The organism is Pseudomonas serbica (assembly GCF_028823535.1).
Lineage (GTDB): Bacteria > Pseudomonadota > Gammaproteobacteria > Pseudomonadales > Pseudomonadaceae > Aquipseudomonas > Aquipseudomonas serbica.
The window spans coordinates 1-22,915 of the sequence record NZ_JAQIYM010000025.1 but is presented as its reverse complement, the minus strand read 5'-3'; the positions used below and the strand labels follow the sequence as shown (position 1 = coordinate 22,915).

General features: G+C 61.2%; 21 protein-coding genes. 10 read left to right on the top strand and 11 right to left on the bottom strand.

The genetic code is table 11. The features are described from left to right. Positions 1-81 precede the first annotated feature (81 nt). On the bottom strand, positions 82-528 hold the full coding sequence (locus NQL71_RS28590; RefSeq protein WP_166620380.1) for a MarR family winged helix-turn-helix transcriptional regulator: 447 nt from the start codon (positions 526-528) through the stop codon (positions 82-84). A gap of 82 nt (positions 529-610) precedes the next feature. Here NQL71_RS28590 and NQL71_RS28585 point away from each other — a divergent pair, with 82 nt between their 5' ends. After that, positions 611-1,777 (top strand): aminotransferase-like domain-containing protein, encoded by a 1,167-nt coding sequence (locus tag NQL71_RS28585; RefSeq protein ID WP_274643717.1) that lies wholly within the window; start codon positions 611-613, stop codon positions 1,775-1,777. 159 nt (positions 1,778-1,936) lie between these two features. Here NQL71_RS28585 and NQL71_RS28580 read toward each other — a convergent pair whose 3' ends face one another. The 5 genes from NQL71_RS28580 to NQL71_RS28560 form a co-directional block, all read right to left on the bottom strand. Then, on the bottom strand, positions 1,937-2,308 hold the full coding sequence (locus NQL71_RS28580) for a glutathione S-transferase N-terminal domain-containing protein (protein WP_274643716.1): 372 nt from the start codon (positions 2,306-2,308) through the stop codon (positions 1,937-1,939). A gap of 104 nt (positions 2,309-2,412) precedes the next feature. Then, on the bottom strand, positions 2,413-2,958 hold the full coding sequence (folE, locus tag NQL71_RS28575) for a GTP cyclohydrolase I FolE (protein WP_046815589.1): 546 nt from the start codon (positions 2,956-2,958) through the stop codon (positions 2,413-2,415). 77 nt (positions 2,959-3,035) lie between these two features. After that, entirely contained in the window at positions 3,036-3,593 is a 558-nt protein-coding gene (locus NQL71_RS28570) for a Smr/MutS family protein (protein ID WP_046815588.1), read from the bottom strand. A gap of 87 nt (positions 3,594-3,680) precedes the next feature. Further along, entirely contained in the window at positions 3,681-4,001 is a 321-nt protein-coding gene (locus NQL71_RS28565; RefSeq protein WP_046815587.1) for a hypothetical protein, read from the bottom strand. A gap of 131 nt (positions 4,002-4,132) precedes the next feature. Then, positions 4,133-4,723 (bottom strand): cysteine hydrolase family protein, encoded by a 591-nt coding sequence (locus NQL71_RS28560; RefSeq protein WP_046815586.1) that lies wholly within the window; start codon positions 4,721-4,723, stop codon positions 4,133-4,135. 239 nt (positions 4,724-4,962) lie between these two features. On the opposite strand from NQL71_RS28560, the gene prmB reads away from it, so the two are divergent. Then, positions 4,963-5,871, top strand: a complete 909-nt coding sequence (gene prmB / locus NQL71_RS28555) for a 50S ribosomal protein L3 N(5)-glutamine methyltransferase (protein ID WP_046815585.1) — start codon at positions 4,963-4,965, stop codon at positions 5,869-5,871. A gap of 45 nt (positions 5,872-5,916) precedes the next feature. Here prmB and NQL71_RS28550 read toward each other — a convergent pair whose 3' ends face one another. Together NQL71_RS28550 and NQL71_RS28545 are read right to left on the bottom strand one after the other, a co-directional pair. Further along, positions 5,917-6,708, bottom strand: a complete 792-nt coding sequence (locus tag NQL71_RS28550; protein ID WP_274643715.1) for a hypothetical protein — start codon at positions 6,706-6,708, stop codon at positions 5,917-5,919. A 98-nt stretch (positions 6,709-6,806) separates the two neighbouring features. Next, entirely contained in the window at positions 6,807-7,805 is a 999-nt protein-coding gene (locus NQL71_RS28545; RefSeq protein WP_046815583.1) for an alpha/beta hydrolase, read from the bottom strand. A gap of 95 nt (positions 7,806-7,900) precedes the next feature. On the opposite strand from NQL71_RS28545, the gene aroC reads away from it, so the two are divergent. The 3 genes from aroC to NQL71_RS28530 are packed head-to-tail and all read left to right on the top strand — an operon-like array spanning position 7,901 to position 10,730. Then, on the top strand, positions 7,901-8,992 hold the full coding sequence (gene aroC, locus NQL71_RS28540) for a chorismate synthase (protein WP_046815582.1): 1,092 nt from the start codon (positions 7,901-7,903) through the stop codon (positions 8,990-8,992). A 7-nt stretch (positions 8,993-8,999) separates the two neighbouring features. Beyond that, positions 9,000-10,160, top strand: coding sequence for an MFS transporter (locus tag NQL71_RS28535; protein ID WP_046815581.1), 1,161 nt, complete (start codon positions 9,000-9,002; stop codon positions 10,158-10,160). A gap of 12 nt (positions 10,161-10,172) precedes the next feature. Beyond that, complete coding sequence (locus NQL71_RS28530; RefSeq protein ID WP_274643714.1) at positions 10,173-10,730, top strand: acireductone dioxygenase; 558 nt, start codon at positions 10,173-10,175, stop codon at positions 10,728-10,730. A gap of 64 nt (positions 10,731-10,794) precedes the next feature. Here NQL71_RS28530 and NQL71_RS28525 read toward each other — a convergent pair whose 3' ends face one another. After that, positions 10,795-11,070 carry a DUF3509 domain-containing protein gene (locus NQL71_RS28525; protein ID WP_046815579.1) on the bottom strand — a complete coding sequence of 92 codons (276 nt, stop codon included), beginning with the start codon at positions 11,068-11,070 and terminating at the stop codon, positions 10,795-10,797. Positions 11,071-11,414: 344 nt separating this feature from the next. On the opposite strand from NQL71_RS28525, the gene NQL71_RS28520 reads away from it, so the two are divergent. Further along, on the top strand, positions 11,415-13,253 hold the full coding sequence (locus NQL71_RS28520) for a long-chain-acyl-CoA synthetase (protein ID WP_046815578.1): 1,839 nt from the start codon (positions 11,415-11,417) through the stop codon (positions 13,251-13,253). Positions 13,254-13,377: 124 nt separating this feature from the next. Next, a complete protein-coding gene (locus NQL71_RS28515; RefSeq protein WP_046815577.1) occupies positions 13,378-13,896 on the top strand; it encodes an ankyrin repeat domain-containing protein in 519 nt (172 codons plus the stop codon). Between the two features lie 57 nt (positions 13,897-13,953). On the opposite strand, the gene NQL71_RS28510 is transcribed toward NQL71_RS28515, so the two are convergent. Beyond that, on the bottom strand, positions 13,954-15,294 hold the full coding sequence (locus NQL71_RS28510) for a substrate-binding domain-containing protein (protein WP_274643713.1): 1,341 nt from the start codon (positions 15,292-15,294) through the stop codon (positions 13,954-13,956). Positions 15,295-15,489: 195 nt separating this feature from the next. After that, positions 15,490-16,302, bottom strand: a complete 813-nt coding sequence (gene xthA / locus NQL71_RS28505; protein ID WP_046815575.1) for an exodeoxyribonuclease III — start codon at positions 16,300-16,302, stop codon at positions 15,490-15,492. Between the two features lie 184 nt (positions 16,303-16,486). On the opposite strand from xthA, the gene NQL71_RS28500 reads away from it, so the two are divergent. From NQL71_RS28500 to NQL71_RS28490, 3 genes are all read left to right on the top strand, one after another. After that, on the top strand, positions 16,487-17,137 hold the full coding sequence (locus NQL71_RS28500; protein WP_020800047.1) for a GNAT family N-acetyltransferase: 651 nt from the start codon (positions 16,487-16,489) through the stop codon (positions 17,135-17,137). A gap of 63 nt (positions 17,138-17,200) precedes the next feature. Beyond that, on the top strand, positions 17,201-18,928 hold the full coding sequence (locus NQL71_RS28495; protein WP_046815573.1) for an autotransporter assembly complex protein TamA: 1,728 nt from the start codon (positions 17,201-17,203) through the stop codon (positions 18,926-18,928). After that, the gene (locus NQL71_RS28490) at positions 18,925-22,599 is read left to right on the top strand and encodes a translocation/assembly module TamB domain-containing protein (protein WP_274643712.1); all 3,675 of its coding nucleotides are present in this window, start codon (positions 18,925-18,927) and stop codon (positions 22,597-22,599) included. The genes NQL71_RS28495 and NQL71_RS28490 overlap by 4 nt, the downstream gene beginning before the upstream one ends. Positions 22,600-22,915: the final 316 nt, after the last annotated feature.

Genomic DNA, 22,915 nt, shown 5'->3' with positions numbered 1-22,915 from the left:
CCACAGGGGAATGCGATCAACTGTGGGAGCGAGCCTGCTCGCGAAGGCGATAGATCGATCAATGCAAATCTGAAAGAGGGCTCATTCAGCCGCAGAATGACTTTTCCCAAGCGCCATATTCACCGCCAACCACCCATTCACCGCCGTCTCCCCAGCCTCGGCGAACACCCGCTCGAGCAGTTTCACCTGCTCACGTCGCAGCGCCTGTTCAAACCGCGCGCCGTCGTCGGTCAATTCCAGCAGGCGCTTACGCTTGTCCGTCTCGGACGCCACGCTGTTCACCAGATGCATTTCCAGGAGTTGGCGCAACGGCATGTTCAGTGCCTGCTTGCTCACGCCAAGCAATGCCAGCAGTTCCTTGACGCTCAGGTTCGGGTAGCGGGCAATGAAAAACACGATGCGTTGATGCACCCGACTCAAGCCGCGCCGCTCGAGCATTTCATCGGCCTTGGCGGTGAAGGCTTGGTAGCCGAAGAAAAATGCTTCCATGGCCTGCTGTTGGGAGTTCGGGTTTTTAAGGTCAATCATGTTGACGTATCCGCTCGAGCTGTCGTAATTTCGGTCAACAAGTTTGACTCATTTTCCCCAAGCCTCGCTACCGGTGACTCCCATGGCTTTTTCCGAACGTGTCTCGCGCCTTAAAAGTTCTTTGATCCGTGAAATCCTCGCTGCCGCCCAACGTCCGCAGGTGATGTCGTTCGCCGGAGGCTTGCCGGCCGAAGCCATGCTGCCGAAGGTCGAGTGGGACCGGATGCCGGTGTCCATCGGCCAATACGGCATGAGTGAAGGCGAACCGGCCTTACGCGAGGCCCTGGCGGAACAGGCGCGAGCGCTGGGTGTGCCCTGTGAGGCGAAGCAGGTGTTGGTGGTCAGTGGTTCCCAGCAAACACTCGACCTGGCGGCCAAGCTCTATATCGACAAAGGCACCGAGATTTTGCTCGAAGCACCGACCTATCTGGCGGCACTGCAGATCTTCCAGCTGTTTGGTGCACATTGCCTGACCGTGCCGCTGCAAGCCGATGGGCCGGACCTTGCGCAACTGCGCGCGCGGCTGGAAAACCATCGCCCGGCGTTCATCTACCTGATCCCGACGTTCCAGAATCCATCGGCCGTGCGATACAGCGAAGCCAAGCGCGAAGCGGTCGCGGCATTGCTGGACGAGTTTGGCGTGACCCTGATTGAAGACGAGCCCTACCGCGAGTTGACCTTTGATGGCGGCAGCGCCCAACCGATTGCCGGACGCCTGAAGAAGTCCAGTTGGATCTACACCGGCACCGTGTCGAAAACCCTGCTGCCGGGCCTGCGCGTCGGCTACCTGATCGCCAGCCCGGACCTGTTCCCGCACCTGTTGAAACTCAAGCAATCGGCGGACTTGCATACCAATCGGGTCGGTCAGTGGCAAGCACTGCAATGGATCGGCAGTGAGGCCTACCAGCAGCACCTGAGTGAATTGCGCGGTTTTTACCGGGAGCGCCGCGACGCCTTCCAGGCGGCGCTGCAAACGCACTTTGCCGATCTGGCGGACTGGAACGTGCCACAGGGCGGGCTGTTTTTCTGGCTGACGCTCAAGCAACCGCTGGACACCCGGACGTTGCTCAATGCAGCGTTGGACAATGACGTGGCGTTTATGCCCGGTGAGCCGTTCTTCCCCGAGCCGGACAGTCATCACGGCCATCTGCGGCTGAATTTCAGCCATATCGACCCGACGCGGCTGGAGGAAGGGCTCAAGCGCTTGGCGGCGGTGGTGCGCCAGGGCCAGGCGGCGCAAGCGGCCTGAAGGTAAAAATAAACCGGCGCACGAGCCGGTTTATTTTTTCTGAGATCTTCGATGTTTGTGCCGGCCCCTTCGCGAGCAAGCCCGCTCCCACAGTTGAATGCATTCCAATGTGGGGGCGGGCTTGCTTGCGAAGGGGCCGTCAATCACGCCACAATTACATCAGGCTGCAGCAAACCGCTTATCCAGATAATCAATGATCACCTTGGACTCATACATCCAGGTCGTCTGGCCATTTTCTACGATACGCAGGCAAGGCACCTTGATCTTGCCACCCTGCTCAAGCAGGGCCTGGCGATCCTGTTCGCTATTCTTCGCATCGCGCAAGGCCACCGGTACGTTCAGGCGGCGCAGGGTGCGGCGGGTCTTCACGCAGAACGGGCAGGCATGGAACTGATACAGGGTCAGGTCCTTGGCCGCAGCTTCGACCTTGGCCTGGTCAGCGGCAGGGCGCTGCTTCTTGCCAGGGCGGGTGATGAAGTCAATGAAGATGATCAGTTGGCCAAGGCCGACACGAAGCGCTTTTACGAACACGTTTGAAGCCTCACGGTGCTAATTGAGAAAGGCGCGCAGCTTACCTGATTTTTTCCGGGCGAAAAAAAACCGGCGATGAATGCCGGTTCTCTTCGTGTTGCCAATTACTTGATCAAGCTGAGAAATTCGCTGCGAGTCGCGGCGTTCTCACGGAATTCGCCCAGCATCACCGAGGTGATCATCGACGAATTCTGCTTTTCCACACCGCGCATCATCATGCACATGTGCTTGGCCTCGATCACCACTGCAACGCCCAGGGCGCCGGTGACCTGTTGGACTGCATCGGCAATCTGGCGGCTGAGGTTTTCCTGGATCTGCAGGCGGCGGGCGTACATATCGACGATCCGCGCGACTTTCGACAAGCCCAGTACCTTGCCGCTCGGGATGTAGGCCACGTGGGCCTTGCCGATGAACGGCAGCAGGTGGTGTTCGCACAACGAGTACAACTCGATGTCCTTGACCAGCACCATTTCGCTGTTGTCGGAGCTGAAGAGGGCACCGTTGGTGACTTCTTCGAGCGTCTGTTCATAACCGCGGCAGAGGTACTGCATGGCTTTGGCGGCACGTTTTGGCGTGTCGAGCAGGCCCTCGCGGGAGGGATCCTCGCCCAGTTGGCCAAGGATCGCGGTGTAATTCTGTTCCAGGGACATGAAACTACCTGTGGGATTTTACGCAAAGGGCAAGGGTACGGTGACGGACACGACGCTGCAAGCTCGAAGCATGAGGATTACTCGTCGCGGCCTTCCATCATGGTTCGTTTGAGCATCACATAAACAGCACCTGCACCGCCATGCTTGGGCTGGCACGAGGTGAAGCCGAGTACCTGTGGATGCTGGCGCAACCAGGTGTTGACGTGGCTTTTTATCATCGGCCGCTTGCCGTCCAGGCGCACGGCCTTGCCGTGGGTGACGCGTACGCAGCGGATTTCGAATCTGGTCGCTTCAGCCAGGAATGCCCAGAGGGTCTCCCGGGCCTTTTCCACGCTCATGCCGTGCAGGTCGAGGCTGCCTTCGAAGGGAATCTGCCCGATCTTGAGCTTGCGTATCTGGCTTTCCTGCACGCCGTCGCGCGCCCACATCAGCTCGTCTTCGGGGCCGACGTCGATGACGAACTGATCGGACAAGCCGTCAACGGTGGTGGCATCGGTGCGCACGGTGGCCGCCTGGCGCAACTTGGCGATGTGCGCGCGGTCAGCCTTGGGTTTGCCGGTTTCGGCGCGATCGTGCTTGATCGGCTTGACGCCTTGGATCGCACTTTTGAACAGGGAAAAATCGTCGTCTTGCATGTCAGCCTCCGCGAAGGGCGGCCAGTTTACCCAACTCGAAGCGAATCGGGCGCGAGAAAACGCGCGACATTGAACTGCGACTTGCGCTCAGTCGTGTTTTTTCATCAGGTGTGGGGACATGTTCAGCGCGTTCGACTGGCGCGAGCGTCGGCGGCAGCGACGCCACAGCCACACACCGAGGTACAGCACGATCAGGCCGATGACCAGGATCACTGCCGCACCCGCGCGGTTGCTGTTCAACTCGCCCAGGGCGGGAACGTGGCCGAACAGGCTGGCGGCACCGGCCATCGCCAGCAGCACGCCGCAGGTCGCCAGCAAGGCGGCAAACGCCGCGCCGAATCGAAAACGCCAGTTGCTTTGGCCTTTGGGCCGCAAGCGGCGAGCGTCAAAACCATCGGATAACTTCATTCCGACCTTCCTCAATGGGTATCGGCCCTTCGACCGGAAGTTGACCGGGATGTTCCTGAGGCTAAGACATTTACGGCGAACGAGAGGCTTTTGCGGATGAGCGGCGGGGTGCGCCGCTCATAAACCGCCGATCAGACCAGGTCGTTGGTCATGGCGAGGGCGGCAAAGTTGTCCGCCATGATCGCCATTTCGGTCTGCTGGACATGCTCGGCGCTCAGGACGCCGCCTTTGTACGGCAGATCACGGGTGGCGCAGGCGTCTTCGACCAGGGTGCAACGGAAACCCAGGTTCTTCGCCGCCCGCACGGTGGTGCTGACACTGGAATGACTCATGAAACCGCACACTACCAGATCCACCGAGCCCAACTCCTCGAGGCGCTTTTTCAGGTCCGTTCCATGGAAGGCACTGGGCAGGATCTTCTCGATCTTGATTTCGCCGGCCAGCGGTTCCAGCCCTGGAATGAACTGGCCACGCTCGCCGCGCGGGTCGAACAGCCCGCCAACGGTGCCGAGATGGCTGACATGCACGATAGGCCGGCCGGCCGCACGGGCAGCCGTCACCAATTGCTTGATGTTCGCGACAGCCGCATCCATGCCGCTCAGGGCCAGGGGGCCGCTGAGATACTCTTTCTGGGCATCGATGATGATCAGGGTCGCATGACTCAGTTTGGCTGCTGCATAACCGCGGCCGCTGAGTTGAAACATCGTTTGTGGAACGGACATTCTGGGGCTCCTTCGGGTGGGGCTTTTGCGACATTGTCCTCTGGCGGAGCGCTTCTGTGAATCGCTACCATCGTAGGCACCGTCGTTACTGGCGTGCAGCGTTGTCAAGTATGCCGTTTTGTTCAATGGTTGGTGAGAAAACCAGATGTTTCCTACATTTGCCCCGGTGTTTTTCCTGCGTCGTCCTGACGGCATTTGACTGGTAGAATCGCCCGTCGATTTTTCTGGAGTTTACCGTCGTGATCACTTCCCGCCTTCGTACCCTGCGTGACCATATCCGTTGGGCCGTCAGCCGCTTCCATGGGGAGGATCTGTTTTTCGGCCATGGGACCGACAACGCCTGGGACGAAGCCCGTCAACTGGTGCTGGGTGCGCTGCACTTGCCGTGGGAAATCTCCGACAGTTACCTGGACTGCAATCTGGAAGAAGACGAAGTCGTCCACCTGCAACACCTGCTCAAGCGCCGGATCGAAGAGCGGGTGCCCACCGCTTACCTGCTGGGTGAAGCCTGGTTCTGCGGCCTGTCGTTCATTGTCGATGAGCGCGTGCTGATCCCGCGCTCGCCGATTGGCGAACTGATCGAAAACCGTTTCACCCCATGGCTGGGTACCGAGCCGGCGCGGATTCTCGACTTGTGCACCGGCTCCGGCTGCATCGGCATCGCTTGTGCCTACGAGTTCAAGAATGCTGAAGTGGTGCTGGCCGACCTGTCTTTCGAAGCGCTGGAGGTGGCGAACCAGAACATCGAGCGCCATGGTGTCGACGAGCGTGTCTACACCGTGCAGGGCGATGGTTTCGATGGCTTGCCGGGGCAGCGTTTCGACCTGATCGTGTCGAACCCGCCGTACGTGGACGCCGAGGATTTCGCCGACATGCCGGACGAGTACCAGCACGAACCGGAGCTGGGCCTGGCTTGCGGCGATGACGGCTTGAACCTGGTGCGACGCATGCTGGCCGAGGCCGCGGATCACCTCACCGAGAAGGGCCTGCTGATTGTCGAAGTGGGCAACAGCCAGGTGCATGTCGAGGCGTTGTACCCGCAGGTCGATTTCGCCTGGCTGGAGTTCGAGCGCGGTGGGCATGGTGTGTTCATGTTGACGGCCGAGCAGTGCCGCGATCATCAGGCATTGTTCGCGTCCCGGGTCTGACCCGTCCTGACCGTTCCCACGCAGAGCGTGGGAACGGTCACCGTCTCAACGGTGCGTCGCAATCCAGATCAACAACCCCGCCTGAAACACCGCAAACGCCACCAGACACGCAATGGTAAAGCGCAAACCGGCGTCTTCACGCTGGTATTTGCTGACCTTCTCTTCGTGTTTCTTGAGTTTGACTTCCTGCTCGGCCAGGTTCTGCTCGGCTTGCTGGAGCATCTGCGCCGCCTCGAGAATCGTCACCACCTGGACTTTCTCGGTGTTCCAGTCGCCCAGCAAGTCACCAACCCTGACTTCTGTGACGCTGCCTTTCAAATGCTGGGCATCGGCGTAGACCACGTCGAAACCGTGCACCCGCAAAAAGTGATCGCGACGCAGGCGCGTGTCTTCGTTCAGCGCGTCCTTGTTGTTGAGGTCGGTGCCCTCTACGGTGTAACCCGGCCAGCGTTTTTTCGCCCAGTTGATGCCGTGTGCGGCCATGAAGCGGCCGATGCCGCGGTTCAGCGGTTCGATTTGCAGGCCGCTGTCAGGTCCGAAATGCACGCGTTTTTCCGCGTGATCGACCCACACATCCAGATGATTCTGCTCCTTTCGCACCCGCTGGCCGGGCAGGGTGATGCGCATGCGCATCAGGCTGTGAGCCTTGTCGTGGCGCTCGGCATAACCGAACTCGACAAAGCGCAGGGGCCGCCCACCGGTATTGCGATCGGTCTGCAGCGGCGCCAGACGGAGCATCTTCGGGTGCTCGACGTCGACGTCCGCCCAAGGCAGCTCGACCACTGGCGGTGCCTCTTTTTCAGCGGTGGTGTCGGGTGAAGTCGGGGTATCGGTCATAACGGCGAGATCCTGTCCAAGCTCTGCTTGTCGCCAGCGATGGCACTGGCGACAAAGGCTTATCGGCCGTTTTTTTCAAGACTGGAGGGCAACAGCGCTCAAGAAGCGCGAAGTCCGTCAATAAAAGCGAGGATTCGCGTGCCGAGTTCCGCTGCCAGCGGCAATTGCGGGTCTTTGTAGGAAGCCAATTGGCGCTTGACGTCGTTGGGCACGATGCGCATGACGTGGTTCATGCCTTCGATCAGCGCCAGTTCGGCGTCCGGTTTGGCCGCCTTGAGCAACCGGGCGTCATTGACCCCGACCTGGATGTCATTGCTGCCCTGGATGATCAGCGCCGGCATTTTCAGCTTCGCGAACGCCGCAGCGGGATCCTGGCGGAACAGCGAAATCAGGTACGGCTGCACACTGGGACGGAAAATCACCTGCAGGGGCGCTGGCACGTTGTCGTCGGTTTTCCCGGCCTTGAGGCTGTCGAGCAGTTCATTGCTGCGCAGCAGCAGTGGGGCAGGCAGGCGATTGCCCAGTTGCTGGCGCAGCACCTGGTCGATCGGCCGGGCGCTGCCGGACACGGAAATAACCGCCGCCGCATCGACGCTCGGCGCCGCGAGGCTGGCGATCAAGGCACCTTCGCTGTGGCCCAGCAGGATCAGTTGGCTGAAGCGCGGGTCGGTCTTGAGTTTGCGGCCCCAGGCTTGGGTGTCGGCGACATAGGCTTCCACCGACAAATTGCGTTCGTCAGGGGTAGCGGGCAGGCTCGCCGCCACGCCGCGCTTGTCGTAGCGCACGCTGGCGATGTTGTGTTTGGCCAGCACCCAGGCCAGGCGCTTGAGGCTGTCATTGCGCCCGCCCTCGGGATTGTTTCCGTCGCGATCGGTTGGGCCGGAGCCGGAAATGATCAAGACAACCGGCACTGGTGTGTCGGATTTAGGCAGCAACAAGGAGCCGAAAAGCTCACCGGTGCCGGTATCCAGGGTGATCGGCCGCTGCAGGACAGTGGCCTGGGCGAAGCCGGAAATCAGGGTAAGGCTCAAGGCTATAACTCGCAGCATTGTCGGGCCATCATCATCGAGGTGCCGGTTGGACTCGCAAGCACCCATAAGGTTCGGGCATAGGTTCGAGGATGAACTACTTGGATAGCCTGCGTATACTGGCGCGCATTACGTATTCAGGTTCATTTCACGGAGCGTCCTGCATGTCCGGCAATACCTACGGCAAGCTGTTCACTGTCACCACCGCTGGCGAAAGCCATGGACCGGCGTTGGTCGCCATTGTCGATGGCTGCCCGCCGGGCCTGGAGATTTCCCTTGAGGATCTGCAGCGCGACCTGGATCGGCGCAAGCCTGGCACCAGTCGTCACACCACCCAGCGCCAGGAGGCCGATGAAGTCGAAATCCTCTCGGGCGTGTTCGAGGGGCGCACCACCGGCTGCTCCATCGGCTTGCTGATTCGCAACACCGACCAGAAGTCCAAGGACTACTCGGCGATCAAGGACTTGTTCCGTCCGGCACACGCCGACTACACCTACCACCACAAATACGGTGAGCGCGATTATCGCGGCGGCGGCCGCAGCTCGGCCCGGGAAACCGCGATGCGCGTGGCAGCCGGCGCAATTGCCAAGAAGTACCTGGCGACCCAGGGCATCGTCATTCGCGGCTACATGAGCCAGCTCGGCCCGATCGAAATCCCGTTCAAGACCTGGGATTCGGTGGAGCAGAACGCATTTTTCAGCCCCGATCCGGACAAAGTGCCGGAGCTGGAAGCCTATATGGACCAGTTGCGCCGCGACCAGGATTCGGTGGGTGCAAAGATCACCGTGGTCGCCGAAGGCGTGATGCCAGGGTTGGGCGAGCCGATTTTCGACCGTCTTGACGCGGAACTGGCCCATGCCCTGATGAGCATCAACGCGGTCAAGGGCGTGGAAATCGGCGCCGGTTTCGCCAGCGTCGCCCAGCGCGGCACCGAGCATCGCGATGAAATGACGCCAGAAGGTTTCCTCAGCAACAACGCGGGCGGCATTCTCGGCGGCATCTCGTCCGGCCAGCCGATCGTGGCCCACCTGGCGTTGAAGCCGACGTCCAGCATCACCACGCCGGGCCGATCCATCGACATCCATGGCAACCCGGTGGACGTCATCACCAAGGGCCGTCACGACCCGTGCGTCGGCATCCGCGCCACGCCGATCGCCGAAGCGATGATGGCTATCGTGCTGATGGACCACCTGCTGCGTCATCGTGGCCAGAACGCTGATGTGCGGGTGAACACGCCGGTGCTGGGCCAGATTTGAGTCAACGGTGACGGCGCTCCCGTACTGGCGGCTTTCCAGCTTTTATCTGTTTTATTTCGCCTTGCTCGGTTCGACAGCGCCTTTTCTGGCGCTGTACTTCGATCACCTGGGATTCTCCGCGGCGCGCATCGGCGAGCTGGTGGCAATCCCCATGCTGATGCGTTGCGTAGCCCCGAACCTCTGGGGCTGGCTCGGCGACTATACCGGGCGGCGGCTGGCCATCGTGCGCTTCGGCGCAGTGTGCACGTTGCTGACTTTTTCGCTGATCTTCGTCAGCCAGACCTATGCCTGGCTGGCGATGGTCATGGCCTTGCACGCGTTCTTCTGGCATGCGGTGCTGCCGCAGTTCGAGGTCATTACCCTGGCGCACCTGCAAGGCCAGGCCTCCCGCTACAGCCAGATTCGCCTGTGGGGCTCGATCGGTTTCATCATCACGGTGGTGGCGCTCGGGCGCTTGTTCGAATGGCTCAGCCTGGACATTTACCCCGCGGCGCTGGTGCTGATCATGGCCGGGATCGTCCTCAGCAGCCTGTGGGTCCCGAACGCCCACCCCGTCCAGGGCGAGCGACTGACCGGAGAGGGTTTCCTTGCACAACTGCGCAGCCCCGGGGTGTTGGCGTTTTACGCGTGCGTGGCGCTGATGCAAATGAGCCACGGTCCGTATTACACCTTTCTCACCCTGCACCTGGAGCGACTGGGCTACAGCCGGGGCGTGATCGGCATGCTCTGGGCCGTTGGCGTGGTGGCCGAGGTGCTGATGTTCATGGCGATGAGCCGGATCCTCGCGCGCTTCTCGGTACGGCGCGTGCTGCTGGCGAGTTTTCTTCTGGCCGCGTTGCGTTGGCTGCTGCTCGGTTCGTTGGCCGAATTCCTCTGGGTGTTGTTGTTTGCCCAAGTGTTGCACGCAGCGACGTTCGGCAGCTTTCACGCCGCGGCCATCCAGTTTGTGCAGCGCAGCTTCGGCCCACGCCAGCAAGGGCAGGGCCAGGCGTTGTACGCCGCCCTGGCCGGCACCGGTGGCGCAGTGGGCGCGCTGTATTCCGGTTACAGCTGGAATGCCCTTGGCGCTCCCTTAACCTTTAGTATTGCCAGCCTCGCAGCGCTGGCGGCAGCCGTTATCATTGCCACACGAATGCAAGAGGACACGCGCTCCCTCTTGAACCCTTAAGGAGTTGCCCAGATGAGCAGCCTGTCCGTTTATCACGTTTCCAGTCCTGAATTACCCAACAAGGTGCTGACCCATTTCGAAGACATCGCCTCGACCCTCGCCGAGCAGGGCGTGCGCTTCGACCGCTGGCCAGCCACGGCGAAGATCCGTCCCGGCGCCAGCCACGACGATGTCATCAATGCCTATCAGGGGCCGATCGACAGCCTGATGACCGAGCACGGGTTGCGCGCGGTCGATGTGATCAGCCTCGACCGCGATCACCTGCAAAAAGACTCGATTCGCACCAGTCTCTTCGACGAACAGCGCCAGGACCAGGACGAAGTCCTGCTGTTCGCTTCGGGAAGCGCCTTGATATCTGTGCGCATCGACGATTACGTCTACGCCGTGCTCTGCGAGAAAAATGACCTGATTACGCTGCCGGCGGGCACTCGGCAGTGGCTGGACATCGGCGAACAGCCCTTTGTCGTGGCTCTGCGTCTATCCGTGGGCCAGCCTCGGCAGGCCAATTTCACCGGCGACGACATTGCCGGTCGATTCCCGCGAATGGACGACTTGGCGATCAGTCACTGACCAAACAAATCCAGGCCGTGAAGCGCAAGCTTGCACGGCCTGTTGGTTTAACGCGGCGCGACACTTACAGCGAATGATAGGTCGGCAAGGCAAAGCGCTGCTGGCTTTGCAGCATGGAGATTTGCGGCAACTCGCTGGCCTGTTCGGCCAGATCGCGGCGGATGGCGCTGATGACCCACGACAATTGGTCGCCATTGTGCAGTTGCTGGTAGGAAATCGAGCGTTTGAATTCCCTGCCTTCGCTGCGCAAGGTGAGCAGGATCCCACCGTCTGGTCGATCCTGGGTGGTCACGTCGAAGTTGGAGAACAAGGAAGAGAATTTTTCTTGGATCAGGCTCATGTCTATCAGCTCCGTTAGCTCTTGAATGGCAAGCATGAGTAGACGGTTGCAGTGATTGTGCCAGTATTTGCGCCTCTAAAATATTCAATTAAAACAACAACTTATAGATTCTTGTGTTTTTTGCTTTCGTGCAATCTGCATGAATGGCTATCGTGCATCCTGCATTTTGCGTGGTCGTCGGCGTTTCGATGGAACCATTTGTCGCGTACGCGCTCATGATTTCAAACGAGGTTGTCGCGGATACAAAACATTTCAAAAACCGCGTGTACAGCTGCAGAACCGTTGACGTATTTTCGGGGTCGATCAATGCCGCCCGACAATAAGAAGATTCAACGGGAACCGCCATGAGCCGCACGCAGCGCGACACCATCACCTGGGGCATGATGCTCCGCAAGCTGCCTTCCATTGCCAAAGCCATTCCTCGGGTGGTCAAGGGCATGAAGGTTGCCAACGTCAAGGATCCGACCCAGGCGTGTGGGCTGGGCTGGAGTTTCGAGCAGGCCACCCTGCGCAATCCCGAAGGCCCGGCCTTGCTCTGCGGCGAAGTGCAACTGACTTACGCCCAGGTCAACCGTTGGGCCAACTCCATCGCCCATCACCTGATCGCCGAGGGCATCGGCAAGGGCGACGTGGTGGCGGTGTTCATGGAGAACCGCCCGGAACTGCTGGTGACCCTCCTGGCGGTGGCCAAGGTCGGTGCCATCGGCGCGTTGCTCAACACCTCGCAAACCCGCGATACCCTGACCCACAGCCTGAACCTGGTGACGCCGGCGGCCATTGTCGTTGGCGCGGAGCTGGTCCCGGCCTACCTGGCCGTGCGCGAACGGGTACCGATCGAAATGACGCGTACCTGGTTCGTTGCCGACCAGGACACCTACAGCCACCCGGGAATTGCGCCCGAGGGGTTCGTCAACCTGATGACGGCCAGCATCGATGCCTGCAGCGACAACCCCGCCAGCAGCCGGCAGGTCTTTTTCGACGATCCCTGTTTCTACATCTATACCTCGGGCACCACCGGGTTGCCCAAGGCCGGGGTTTTCAAGCACGGGCGCTGGATGCGCAGTTGCGCCAGCTTCGGCATGATCGCCCTGGATATGCGTCCCGAGGACATCGTCTACTGTCCGTTGCCGCTCTATCACGCCACCGGCCTGTGCGTGTGCTGGGGCTCGGCCATCAGCGGGGCCTCGGGGTTCGCCATCCGCCGCAAGTTCAGTGCCAGCCAGTTCTGGAGCGACGTTCGCAAGTACCGGGCAACCACCCTGGGCTATGTCGGCGAACTATGTCGCTACCTGGTCGACCAGCCACCCAGTGCCGACGACAGTAAGCACGGCGTGACCAAGATGATCGGCAACGGTCTGCGTCCCGGCGCCTGGGCCGAGTTCAAGACACGCTTCGCGGTCGAGCATATCTGCGAGCTGTATGCCGCCAGTGACGGCAACATCGGCTTTACCAACATCCTCAATTTCGACAATACCGTGGGCTTTTCCCTGATGTCCTGGGAGCTGGCGGCGTATGACCATGACAGCGGTGCGCCGACCCGCGGCGCCAATGGTTTCATGCGCAAGGTCGGCAAGGGCGAGCAGGGGCTGCTCCTGGCCAGGATCGACGACAAGGCACCGCTGGATGGTTACACCGACCCGCGCAAGACCGAAAAAGTCGTGCTGCACGACGTGTTCGTCAAGGGCGACCGCTACTTCAACACCGGCGACCTGCTGCGCAACATCGGTTTCGGTCATGCCCAGTTTGTCGATCGCCTGGGCGACACCTACCGCTGGAAGGGTGAAAACGTGTCGACCACCGAGGTCGAGAACGTCCTGCTGATGCACCCGAATATTTCCGAGGCCGTGGCCTATGGTGTGGAAGTGCGCAATACCAACGGCCGTGCCGGGATGGCGGCGATCACTCCCGCGGAATCCCTGGCGACCCTGGATTTCAGCGAGTTGCTGGCCTTCGCCCGACAGCACATGCCGGCCTACGCGGTGCCGCTGTTTTTGCGGGTAAAAGTGAAAATGGAAACCACCGGGACGTTCAAATACCAGAAGACCCGCCTCAAGGACGAAGCGTTCGACCCCGGCAGGACCGGCGAAGACCCGATCTATGCCTGGTTGCCGGGAACCGAGACGTATGTGCAGGTCACCGAGCAGGTGCTGGCAGACATCCAGGGTGGCAAGCATCGCTACTGAATATGAGGTCATTGAAGATGGCAATTGAAAAGGGCTATGGCCACGCATCAGAAAAAAGAAGTGACAGTGACGAGCACGCTCGGGAAACTGTCGGCTTTGTGAAAAACTGAAAGTGGAGCGTTCAATGTCAGACAAAAGCCGCCAGATGACCCCCGAAGAAGCTGCCGAGTTTGCCGAACAGGTCTTCAACAAGGCGCGCGAAGGTGATGCGGCCATGATGGCAGCGCTGCTGAGCAAGGGCCTGCCGCCGAACCTGCGCAATCACAAGGGCGACACCTTGCTGATGCTGGCCGCTTATCACGGCCACGTGGACACGGTAAAAGTCTTGCTCGAACACAAGGCTGATCCGGAAATCCGCAACGACAACGGCCAGAGCCCGATTGCCGGCGCGGCATTCAAGGGTGACCTGGCCGTGATCAAGGCCCTGGTCGAAGGGGGCGCACAGGTTGAGGGTTCGTCCTTCGACGGCCGCACCGCGCTGATGATGGCCGCGATGTTCAACCGCGTCGAAGTCGTCGACTACCTGATCAGCAAGGGCGCCGATCCGCGAGCCAAAGACGCCAACGGCATCACCGCGCTGGATGCCGCCAAGACCATGGGCGCCGTCGATACCGTTGCGCAGCTTGAGAAACTGCTGGGCTGACGGCATTTCCGGCCAGGTTCGATCAGCCGCCTTGCGCAAGGACCTGGCCTGACAGGCTCAGTAAACCCAGACCTCGACCCGCCGATTCCTGATCCGTCCCTCATCCTCGCTGTTGGCCGCCACCGGCATCTCGGCGCCGAAACCGCGCACGTCACGCAGCACCACGCCACTTTTCACCAGTTCGCGGCGAACCGCCATGGCACGCAGTTTCGAGAGCAGATCGGCGCGCGCCGGATCGAGCTTGGCATCGCCGAAACCCACCAGCGTTACCCGGCGATCGGTCTTGTCGTGCTGCTTCATATAGTCGAGCACCCGTGACAGGTCCTGTCGGGCCTTGTTGTCCAGGCTGGCGCTGCCTTCTTCGAAACGAAAGTTCACCGTCAGGCGCATGGCGTGGCGGCTCAGGGCCTGGTAGCCCTCGGGCATCAACGCATTCGGCGTGACGTTCATGGCCTGGATCGTCTGGGCGATAAAGCCGTTGGCCGCGACGATCGCCTGGCCCTTGCGGCTTTGCGCGAAGGTCACCAGCGCTTGCGCCCAAGGGTTGTTGCGCTTGGGTGGCAGGTAAAGGAACAGGCGCCGGGACAGGGGATAGTCTTCCGTGGCAATCAGGCTGTTGAGCGGCAGCATGGCCATGGACTGGCCATCGGCAATCGCCACGGTCTTGGCGGAGCGCACGTAGGGCAGGCCGATAAAGCCAATGCCGTGGGGATCCTGGCTGACAGCGTCGGACAGTTGTTCGCTGGATTCGAAACGTTTCGCGGTGCCGCTCAGGGTTTTGCCGTGACCGCTGAGGACCAGCTCCCTGAACGTGTCGAAGGTGCCGGACTGATCATCGCGCGCATAGAGATGAATGGCTCCGCCTTCGCCGCCGAGCTCTTCCCAGGTTTTCACCTGGCCGCTGAAAATGCGCGCCAGTTGGCCCGTGTCGAGTGTGTTCAACGGGTTTTGCGGATGCAGGATGATCGCCAGCCCGTCGATGGCGATGACCTGTTCGGCGGCGGCGCTTTTCAGGTCGCCCAGGGTTATGAGGCTTTGCAGCTCGTTGTCCTTGATCGGCCTGGAAGAAGCGGCGAGATCGGCACTTGCGGTTTTCAGCGCGGCGAAACCGGTGCTGGAACCGTGGGCCGCCAGTTGCACTTCGACCCGGCGGCCTTCCAGGGTTTCACCGACGATACGCGACTCGTTGGCTGTGTCCGTCGCTTCACTGTGCACCTTGAGCAGACCCTGTTCGCGCATCAGGCCCTCGACCAGCGCCGGCCCCAATGCCGCGCCAATGGTGTTGGAGCCCTGGATGCGCAACACCGGGCCCTGCGCGGGGATCGGCAAGGCGCTGGCCATTACCGACAGCGGCAGCCAGGTGCAGAGCATCATCAGGAGCAACCCGCGCAGCGACATGCCGGCACCTTTCAAGACCAGGGGAGGTGCCGGGAGAATAAGTCAGAAAGATGTCCGAAAGATGACAGCTCTGTACGGCAACCACACCTCTGTAGGCGCTGGCTTGCCAGCGAAAACGTCCGACAGATCAATGCAATATTCAAGGACGCCTTCGCCGGCAAGCCGGGCTCCTACAAGGGAAGGCGCCCGAATGATTTAACTCAATTCCAACCAGATCGGCGCATGATCCGACGGCTTCTCCATCCCACGCAGTTCGTAGTCGACACCGGCCGCCTTGACCCGTGGCAACAGCCCGTGGGAGGCGAGGATCACATCGATACGCAGCCCGCGCTTGGGCTCGTCCTCGAAGCCACGGCTGCGATAGTCGAACCAACTGAAGACGTCAGCCACTTCCGGGTTCAAGTGACGGAAACTGTCCACCAGGCCCCAGTTCTTCAACCGGGCCATCCACTCGCGCTCTTCCGGCAGGAAGCTGCATTTGCCGGTTTTCAGCCAGCGCTTCATGTTGTCCGGGCCGATGCCGATGTCGCAGTCTTCCGGGGAAATGTTCACGTCGCCCATCACCACCAGCGGCTGTTCGTTCTTGAACTGGTTTTCCAGCAGTGCCTGCAGGTCGCCGTAGAAGCGCTGCTTGGCCGGGAACTTGGTTGGGTGGTCGCGGCTTTCACCTTGCGGGAAGTAACCGTTCATGATGGTCACCGGCACGCCGTTGGCGTCGGCGAAGGTGCCCCAGATGAAACGTCGCTGGGCATCCTCTTCGTCGGTGGCGAAGCCTTTGTGCAGGGCCAGCGGTTCCTGGCGCGAGAGCAGGGCGACACCGTAATGACCCTTTTGCCCATGGAAATACACGTGGTAGCCCAGGGCCTTGATCTCATCGAGTGGAAACTGATCGTCGTGGACCTTGGTTTCCTGCAGCCCGATCACATCGGGTTGATGTTTTTCGATCAGCGCCGCCAGCTGATGGGGACGAGCGCGAAGCCCGTTGATGTTGAAGGAGACGATCTTCATGCTCGGCAGTCCTGGCAAAAGGGCGATGCTAGCTGACATGGGCAATGGGGGCCAGTGCGCGGTGGGACGAACCGGGTTTCATTGCCTACACTGTTTTGCGATCAGCAAGGAACTGTCTCAGCCCCATTGAGCTCGTAACAACAAGCGCGCAGCCCTGCGAGCTGCGCCATGGAGAACGACCGTCATGCCTGAAACCTCCACCGCCATTGCCGATATCCACATGCTCGACAGCGGCTATTCCCGCGAAGCGCGTTCTCTGCTGTATCAGGCCTACCGGCACGAGCCGACGTTCAGCTACCTGTTCGAAGCCGAGCGTCCCGGCTATGAGCAACGGGTGCGCGCCACCGTGCGCGAACTGGTCAAGCAACACTTTTTCCAGGAGTTGCCAGCCATCGGCCTGTTGGTCAACGACCGGCTGATCGGCATTGCCCTGATCGCGCCACCACAACGGCGCCTGGGGGTGACCGAAAGTTGGGCGTGGCGCCTGCGCATGGTGCTCAGTACCGGATTTCGCTGTACCCGCCGCTACCTTGAATACCACGACGCCGTGGCGGCCTGCGTGCCGAACGACTCGGTACACGTGCTGCCGTTGCTGGGGGTTCACCCGCAATTCCAAGGCAAGCATTTTGGCGAGCAACTGTTGCAGGCGGTGCATAACTGGTGCGCCGTTGATGAAAACTCCCAGGGCGTGATTCTCGACACCGGCAACCCTCGTTATCTCGACTTCTATAAACGCCAAGGCTACGAAGAGATCGGCGAGGTGGCCGTGGGACCGATTCGCGAACACGTGTTTTTTCACGCCAATCCGCAGGTATTACATTCGGCAACAGCTTGAGGTCGAACTTTCAGTGCATGCCAGGCTCTATCACGCTCCACGCTCGTGATAGCATCCGCGCCTATGAAGTTTCCAGGAAGAATTACCAGTGGCGTGCTGATGCTGATTACCAGCTGCGCGGCACTGGCGCAAAGTGAATTGGATGTGCGGATCAAACCGTCCAACGATGCACTGAAGGCCAATATCGAAGGCTATATCGGCAGTCTCGGCGATCGTGACGAAGAGGCTTTGCTGCGCTTCAGTCGCGGCGCCGAGGAGCAGGCGCGCAAGGCCGCCCAGGCCTTGGGTTATTACCAACCGCAAATCGACAGTGAAGTGAAGGGTGGCAAGACGCCGCGCCTGGTGCTGACCATCGAGCCCGGCGAGCCGGTGCATTTGCGCAACGTCACGATCCGCGTCGACGGTCCGGCGGCCTCCCTCAAATCCTTTCGTGTGCCCAAAAGCCATGCCCTGCAAACCGGGGCGGTGCTCAACCACGGTCAGTACGAGGACGCCAAGCGCCTGATCCAGAACCAGGCCTCGCGCTATGGGTTTTTCAGTGGCCGTTTTAGCCGTCAGAAGTTGGCGGTCGACCCGCGGGCCGGCGTGGCGGATATCGAGCTGATCTACGAGAGTGGTCCGCGCTACTCGCTGGGCAAAGTCAGTTTCGAAGGCGACACACCGTTCGACGAAGACCTGCTGCAACGCATGGTGCCCTTCAAGGCCGGTACGCCGTATGACTCCGAATTGATCGCCGAGCTCAACCAGGCGCTGCAATCGAGTGGCTATTTCGAAGGCGTGCGGGTCGACGCGGCGCCGACGGCGTCCAAGGACGATGTGATCCCGGTAGACGTCAAGCTCGAAACTCGCAAGCCACGCACCATGGGCCTTGGTCTTGGCTACTCCACCGACGTCGGCCCCCGGGTCAAGGCCAACTGGACCCGGCACTGGGTCAACCCCCAGGGGCACAGTTATGGCTGGGAGACCGAAGTCTCGGCGCCCCGGCAGAACGTCGGGTTGTTCTACGACATTCCCCTGGACCCGCCGCTGACCGACAAACTGCGCTTCGCCGGTGGTTACCAGAACGAAGAAATCGCCGACAAGGACAGCCTCAGCAAGTTGCTGACCGTCGGCCCCGAGTGGCACAGCAAGTTGCCCAGCGGCTGGCAGCGGGTGGTGTCGCTCAAGTGGCAGCGTGAGGAATACCGCCTTGGCGACGACTCCGGCCTCAGTACTTTATTGATGCCCGGTGTCAGCTATTCGTACCTGAAAAGCGATAACCGTATCGACCCGCACAACGGCTATCGCCTGCAGTTCGAAAGCAAGGTCGCCAAGGAAGGCCTGGGTTCCGATAACAACTTGCTGTACGGCACCGCGCTGGTCAAAGGCCTGACCACGGTGTTCGACAAGCACCGCCTGCTCGGTCGGGTGCAGGTCGGCGGCAGTGCCACCAACGGCTACAAATCGATTCCGCCGTCGTTGCGCTTCTTCGCCGGTGGCGACCAGAGTGTGCGCGGCTACGACTACCAGAGCCTGTCCCCGGAAAACAACCAGGGAGACCGCATTGGTGGTCGCTACATGGTCACTGCCAGCGCCGAATACCAGTATTCCGTTGCGGAAAAATGGCGCGTGGCGACCTTCGTCGACCAGGGCAATTCCTTTAATACACTTGAACTGCCGAACCTCAAGACCGGGGTCGGTATCGGCGTGCGCTGGGTCTCTCCGGTAGGGCCGATCCGCCTCGACCTGGCTCATGCGCTGGACGACGATGGCGGCATTCGATTGCACTTTTCCATGGGGCCCGAGCTGTGACGCGTGGTTTGAGAATAACGCTGCTGGCCATTCTGGCATTGCTGGTACTGGTGGTCCTGACGTTGACCACGGTGCTGGGCACGGCCACAGGCAGTCGCTGGGCGCTCGGGTTTGTGCCGGGTTTGAGCCTGGACAATTTCCAGGGCCGCCTGGGCGGGCAGTGGAGCGCCGACCGTGTGCTGTGGCAGCAAGACGCCAGCCGGGTCGAGCTCGATAAAGTCATCTTCGCCTGGTCGCCGCTGTGCCTGACGCGCATGACCCTGTGCATCGATCAACTGAAGGCTGATCAGGTCAGCCTGCAATTTCCGCCCGGCGCGCCGCAAGAGAGCAGTGGGCCAATCACGCTTCCTGACTTGAATTTGCCGCTGGCGCTCGAACTCGGGGACATTCAGGTCGCCAGCCTGTTGTTCAACGGCAGCGAGCAACTCAAGGGCTTGCAACTGGCGGCGCATTGGACGGTCGACGGGTTGCAGATCGACTCGGTGCAACTGCAGCGCGATGAACTGAGCCTGCACCTGTCCGGCTTGCTGCAATCGACTGGCAAGTGGCCGCTCAAGGCCGAAGGCAAGCTGACCCTGCCGGCTCCGGGCACCGAGCCGTGGGCGCTGGCTTTGAAAGTCGATGGCGACCTGCTGAAAACCCTGAACCTCCAGGCCGACAGCAGCGGCTACCTCAACGGGCAACTGACCGGTGAGCTGCAACCCTTGGTGGAAAACCTGCCGGCCAAGGTGCGCATCACCGCCGACGGCTTCAAGCCCAGTGCCGATTTGCCCGATACCCTGCAACTCAATCAGCTTGAACTGACTGGCGCCGGCGATCTGAAAAACGGTTATCAGTTGCTCGGCAAGGCCACGCTGCCAGCCGAACAAGGCCCGGTCGAGCTGGCGCTGCAAGGCAAGGTCGACGCCAACGGCGCGCAGATCGCCGCGCTGGACCTGACCGCCAACGACAAGCAAAGCCTCAAACTCACCGGGCAACTGGACTGGAGCAAGGGCCTGAGCGCCGATGCCAGGATCGCCTGGCTGGACTTCCCGTGGCACCGTCTCTATCCGCTGATCGACGAACCCCAGGTGGCCCTGCGTAGCTTCAACGGTGATGTCTCCTACACCGACGGCAAGTACCTGGGTCATTTCGACGCCGCGCTGGATGGTCCGGCCGGGGCGTTCAGCCTGGCCAGCCCGTTCGCTGGCGACCTGACGAAAATCTACCTGCAACAAATCCAGCTCGTCGCCGGGCAGGGCAAGGCAGAAGGGCACCTGAACCTGCAATTCGCCAACGGTATCGCCTGGGACACTGCGCTGGATCTTTCCGCGATCGACCCGGCGTACTGGGTCGCGGAACTGCCGGGCACCCTGGCCGGCCCCTTGCGCAGCAAAGGCGAGATGAAGAACGAAAAACTCAGCCTGAGCGCCGACCTGGATCTGAAAGGCAAGCTGCGTGGCCAGCCGGCCGTCCTGCAGGCCAAGGCCGATGGCAGTGGCGAGCAATGGAACCTGAATGCGCTGCAGATTCGCCTCGGCGACAACAGCATCAACGGCAAGGGCAGCCTGCAACAGAAGCTCACCGGTCAGATCGACATCAAGCTGCTACGCCTGGCCCAGCTCTGGCCGCAGTTGCGCGGCCAGATCAATGGCCGGGTCGATGTCGCCGGCACGCTCAAGGCACCGCAAGGCAAGCTCGGGCTGCAAGGCACGCAATTGGCCTTGCAGGACAATCGCCTGCAAAGCCTGAACCTGGACGCGACACTCGACAGCGCGCAACGGGCGAAAATCGACCTCAAGGGCAGCGGCATCCGGGCCGGCGATACCGCTCTGGGCACGCTGACCGCCAGCGGTCAGGGCGACATCCGGAACCAGAAGCTGAGCCTCGACCTGCAAGGGCCGAAGCTCAAGCTTGCCCTCGGCCTCGACGGAGCGCTGGACCAAGGCAACTGGCGCGGACGCCTGGCCAGCGGCGATATCCAGGCCGGTGGCCAGGACTGGAAGCTGCAAGGTCCGGCGAAACTTGAGCGGTTGGCGGACGGCAAAATCAATTTTGGCGCCCATTGCTGGGCGTCTGGCCCGGCCAGCTTGTGCGGCGAAGACCAGCGCCTGATGCCAGAGCCGAAGCTGCGTTATCACCTCAGGCAATTCCCCATCGACAGCCTCGCGCAGTGGCTGCCGAAGGATTTCGCCTGGCAAGGCCGACTCAACGCCGATGTGCAACTGGACTTGCCAGCCAGCGGCCCCAACGGTGTGATCAGCATCGATGCCAGCGGCGGGGCGCTGCGCGTGCGCGAGAAAGAGCAGTGGCTGGAGTTCCCCTATCAGACCTTGAAGCTCACCAGCACGCTTACGCCCAAGCGCATCGATAGCAACCTGAATTTCGTCGGCGGCAAGCTCGGGGAATTGATGGTGCAGGCGCAGATCAACCCGCTGGCGAAGAACAAGCCGCTGACCGGTACGTTCCGCTTGAGTGGCCTGGACCTGTCGGTGGCGCGGCCGTTTGTGCCCATGGTCGAGAAACTCACCGGTCGCCTCAATGGCAGCGGCACGATTTCCGGCGGCCTGCTGGCGCCGCTGGTCAACGGCAATCTGATGCTCAGCGACGGCGAGGTGTCCGGCGCCGAGTTGCCGATGGAAATTCAGGCGCTGCAATTGCAGGCGGTGATCGCTGGCGAAAGCGTGCAACTCAACGGCGGCTGGAAAAGCGGCAAGGCCGGGCAGGGCAGCCTCAACGGCAATGTCGCCTGGGGCCAGGCGCCGGTGGTGGACCTCGCGGTCAAGGGCTCGCAGTTGCCAGTCAGCGTCGAACCCTATGCGAAAGTGGAAGTGGCCCCGGACCTGAAAATCTCGCTGAAGGGCGATGAACTGGCCATCGCCGGAAAAGTGCGGGTGCCCAAGGGCGACATCACCATTCGCGAGTTGCCGCCATCGACGGTCAAGCTCTCCGATGACACGGTGATCATCGGCCAGCAGACCGAAGAGGGCAAACCACCCCTGGCGATGAAAATGGACATCGATGTGGTGGTTGGCGAAGAGAAGCTGAGTTTCGCCGGGTTTGGCCTGACCGCCAACGTGCAGGGGCATGTGCACATCGGCGACAACATGGACACCCGTGGTGAACTGTGGCTCAACGACGGCCGCTATCGCGCCTACGGCCAGCGGCTATCGGTGCGTCGGGCACGGTTGCTGTTCGCCGGCCCGATCGACCAGCCGTACCTGGACATCGAGGCCATCCGCCAGACCGACGACGTGATCGCCGGCATCCGCTTGAGCGGCAGCGCCGAGCAACCGACCACGCAGATTTTCTCGGAACCGGCCATGAGCCAGGAACAGGCGTTGTCCTACCTGGTGCTGGGGCGTCCACTGAGTACCAATGGAGAAGACAACAACATGCTCGCCCAGGCCGCGCTCGGCCTGGGCCTGATGGGCAGCTCCGGAATCACCGGCGGCCTGGCGAAGAACCTGGGTATCGAGGATTTCCAGCTCGACACCGAGGGCAGTGGCAACGCCACCAGCGTGGTCGCCAGCGGCAACCTTTCCGAGAAGCTCAGCCTGCGTTATGGCGTCGGCGTGTTCGAACCGGCCAACACCATTGCCCTGCGCTACAAGCTGAGCAAAAAGGTTTACCTTGAAGCCGCGGGTGGCGTGGCCAGTTCGCTGGATATCTTCTACAAACGGGATTTCTAAACCGCCACGCAACCCTGTAGGAGCTGGCTTGCCAGCGAAAGCGGTGGATCAGGCAACATCGTTGTTGACGGGAAGGACGCCTTCGCTGGCAAGCCAGCTCCTACAGGGATTTGTGGTGTGGTCAGAATTGTACCGTCTGCCTGAGCATCGCATGTTTACCCGGAAGCCGCTGGCGGCGTGGCCAGTTCGCTGGATATCTTCTACAAGCGCGATTTCTAAACCGCCATGCAACCCCCTGTAGGAGCTGGCTTGCCAGCGAAAGCGGTGGATCAGGCAGCATCGTTGTTGACGGGAAGGACGCCTTCGCTGGCAAGCT

What these genes read in the sequence shown, in the direction of transcription:
- NQL71_RS28590 (WP_166620380.1), bottom strand. Translation starts at nt 528, where the DNA reads ATGATTGACCTTAAAAACCCGAACTCCCAACAGCAGGCCATGGAAGCA.
- NQL71_RS28585 (WP_274643717.1), top strand. Translation starts at nt 611, where the DNA reads ATGGCTTTTTCCGAACGTGTCTCGCGCCTTAAAAGTTCTTTGATCCGT.
- folE (WP_046815589.1), bottom strand. Translation starts at nt 2,958, where the DNA reads ATGTCCCTGGAACAGAATTACACCGCGATCCTTGGCCAACTGGGCGAG.
- NQL71_RS28570 (WP_046815588.1), bottom strand. Translation starts at nt 3,593, where the DNA reads ATGCAAGACGACGATTTTTCCCTGTTCAAAAGTGCGATCCAAGGCGTC.
- NQL71_RS28565 (WP_046815587.1), bottom strand. Translation starts at nt 4,001, where the DNA reads ATGAAGTTATCCGATGGTTTTGACGCTCGCCGCTTGCGGCCCAAAGGC.
- NQL71_RS28560 (WP_046815586.1), bottom strand. Translation starts at nt 4,723, where the DNA reads ATGTCCGTTCCACAAACGATGTTTCAACTCAGCGGCCGCGGTTATGCA.
- NQL71_RS28550 (WP_274643715.1), bottom strand. Translation starts at nt 6,708, where the DNA reads ATGACCGATACCCCGACTTCACCCGACACCACCGCTGAAAAAGAGGCA.
- NQL71_RS28545 (WP_046815583.1), bottom strand. Translation starts at nt 7,805, where the DNA reads ATGGGTGCTTGCGAGTCCAACCGGCACCTCGATGATGATGGCCCGACA.
- aroC (WP_046815582.1), top strand. Translation starts at nt 7,901, where the DNA reads ATGTCCGGCAATACCTACGGCAAGCTGTTCACTGTCACCACCGCTGGC.
- NQL71_RS28530 (WP_274643714.1), top strand. Translation starts at nt 10,173, where the DNA reads ATGAGCAGCCTGTCCGTTTATCACGTTTCCAGTCCTGAATTACCCAAC.
- NQL71_RS28525 (WP_046815579.1), bottom strand. Translation starts at nt 11,070, where the DNA reads ATGAGCCTGATCCAAGAAAAATTCTCTTCCTTGTTCTCCAACTTCGAC.
- NQL71_RS28520 (WP_046815578.1), top strand. Translation starts at nt 11,415, where the DNA reads ATGAGCCGCACGCAGCGCGACACCATCACCTGGGGCATGATGCTCCGC.
- NQL71_RS28515 (WP_046815577.1), top strand. Translation starts at nt 13,378, where the DNA reads ATGTCAGACAAAAGCCGCCAGATGACCCCCGAAGAAGCTGCCGAGTTT.
- NQL71_RS28510 (WP_274643713.1), bottom strand. Translation starts at nt 15,294, where the DNA reads ATGTCGCTGCGCGGGTTGCTCCTGATGATGCTCTGCACCTGGCTGCCG.
- xthA (WP_046815575.1), bottom strand. Translation starts at nt 16,302, where the DNA reads ATGAAGATCGTCTCCTTCAACATCAACGGGCTTCGCGCTCGTCCCCAT.
- NQL71_RS28500 (WP_020800047.1), top strand. Translation starts at nt 16,487, where the DNA reads ATGCCTGAAACCTCCACCGCCATTGCCGATATCCACATGCTCGACAGC.
- NQL71_RS28495 (WP_046815573.1), top strand. Translation starts at nt 17,201, where the DNA reads ATGAAGTTTCCAGGAAGAATTACCAGTGGCGTGCTGATGCTGATTACC.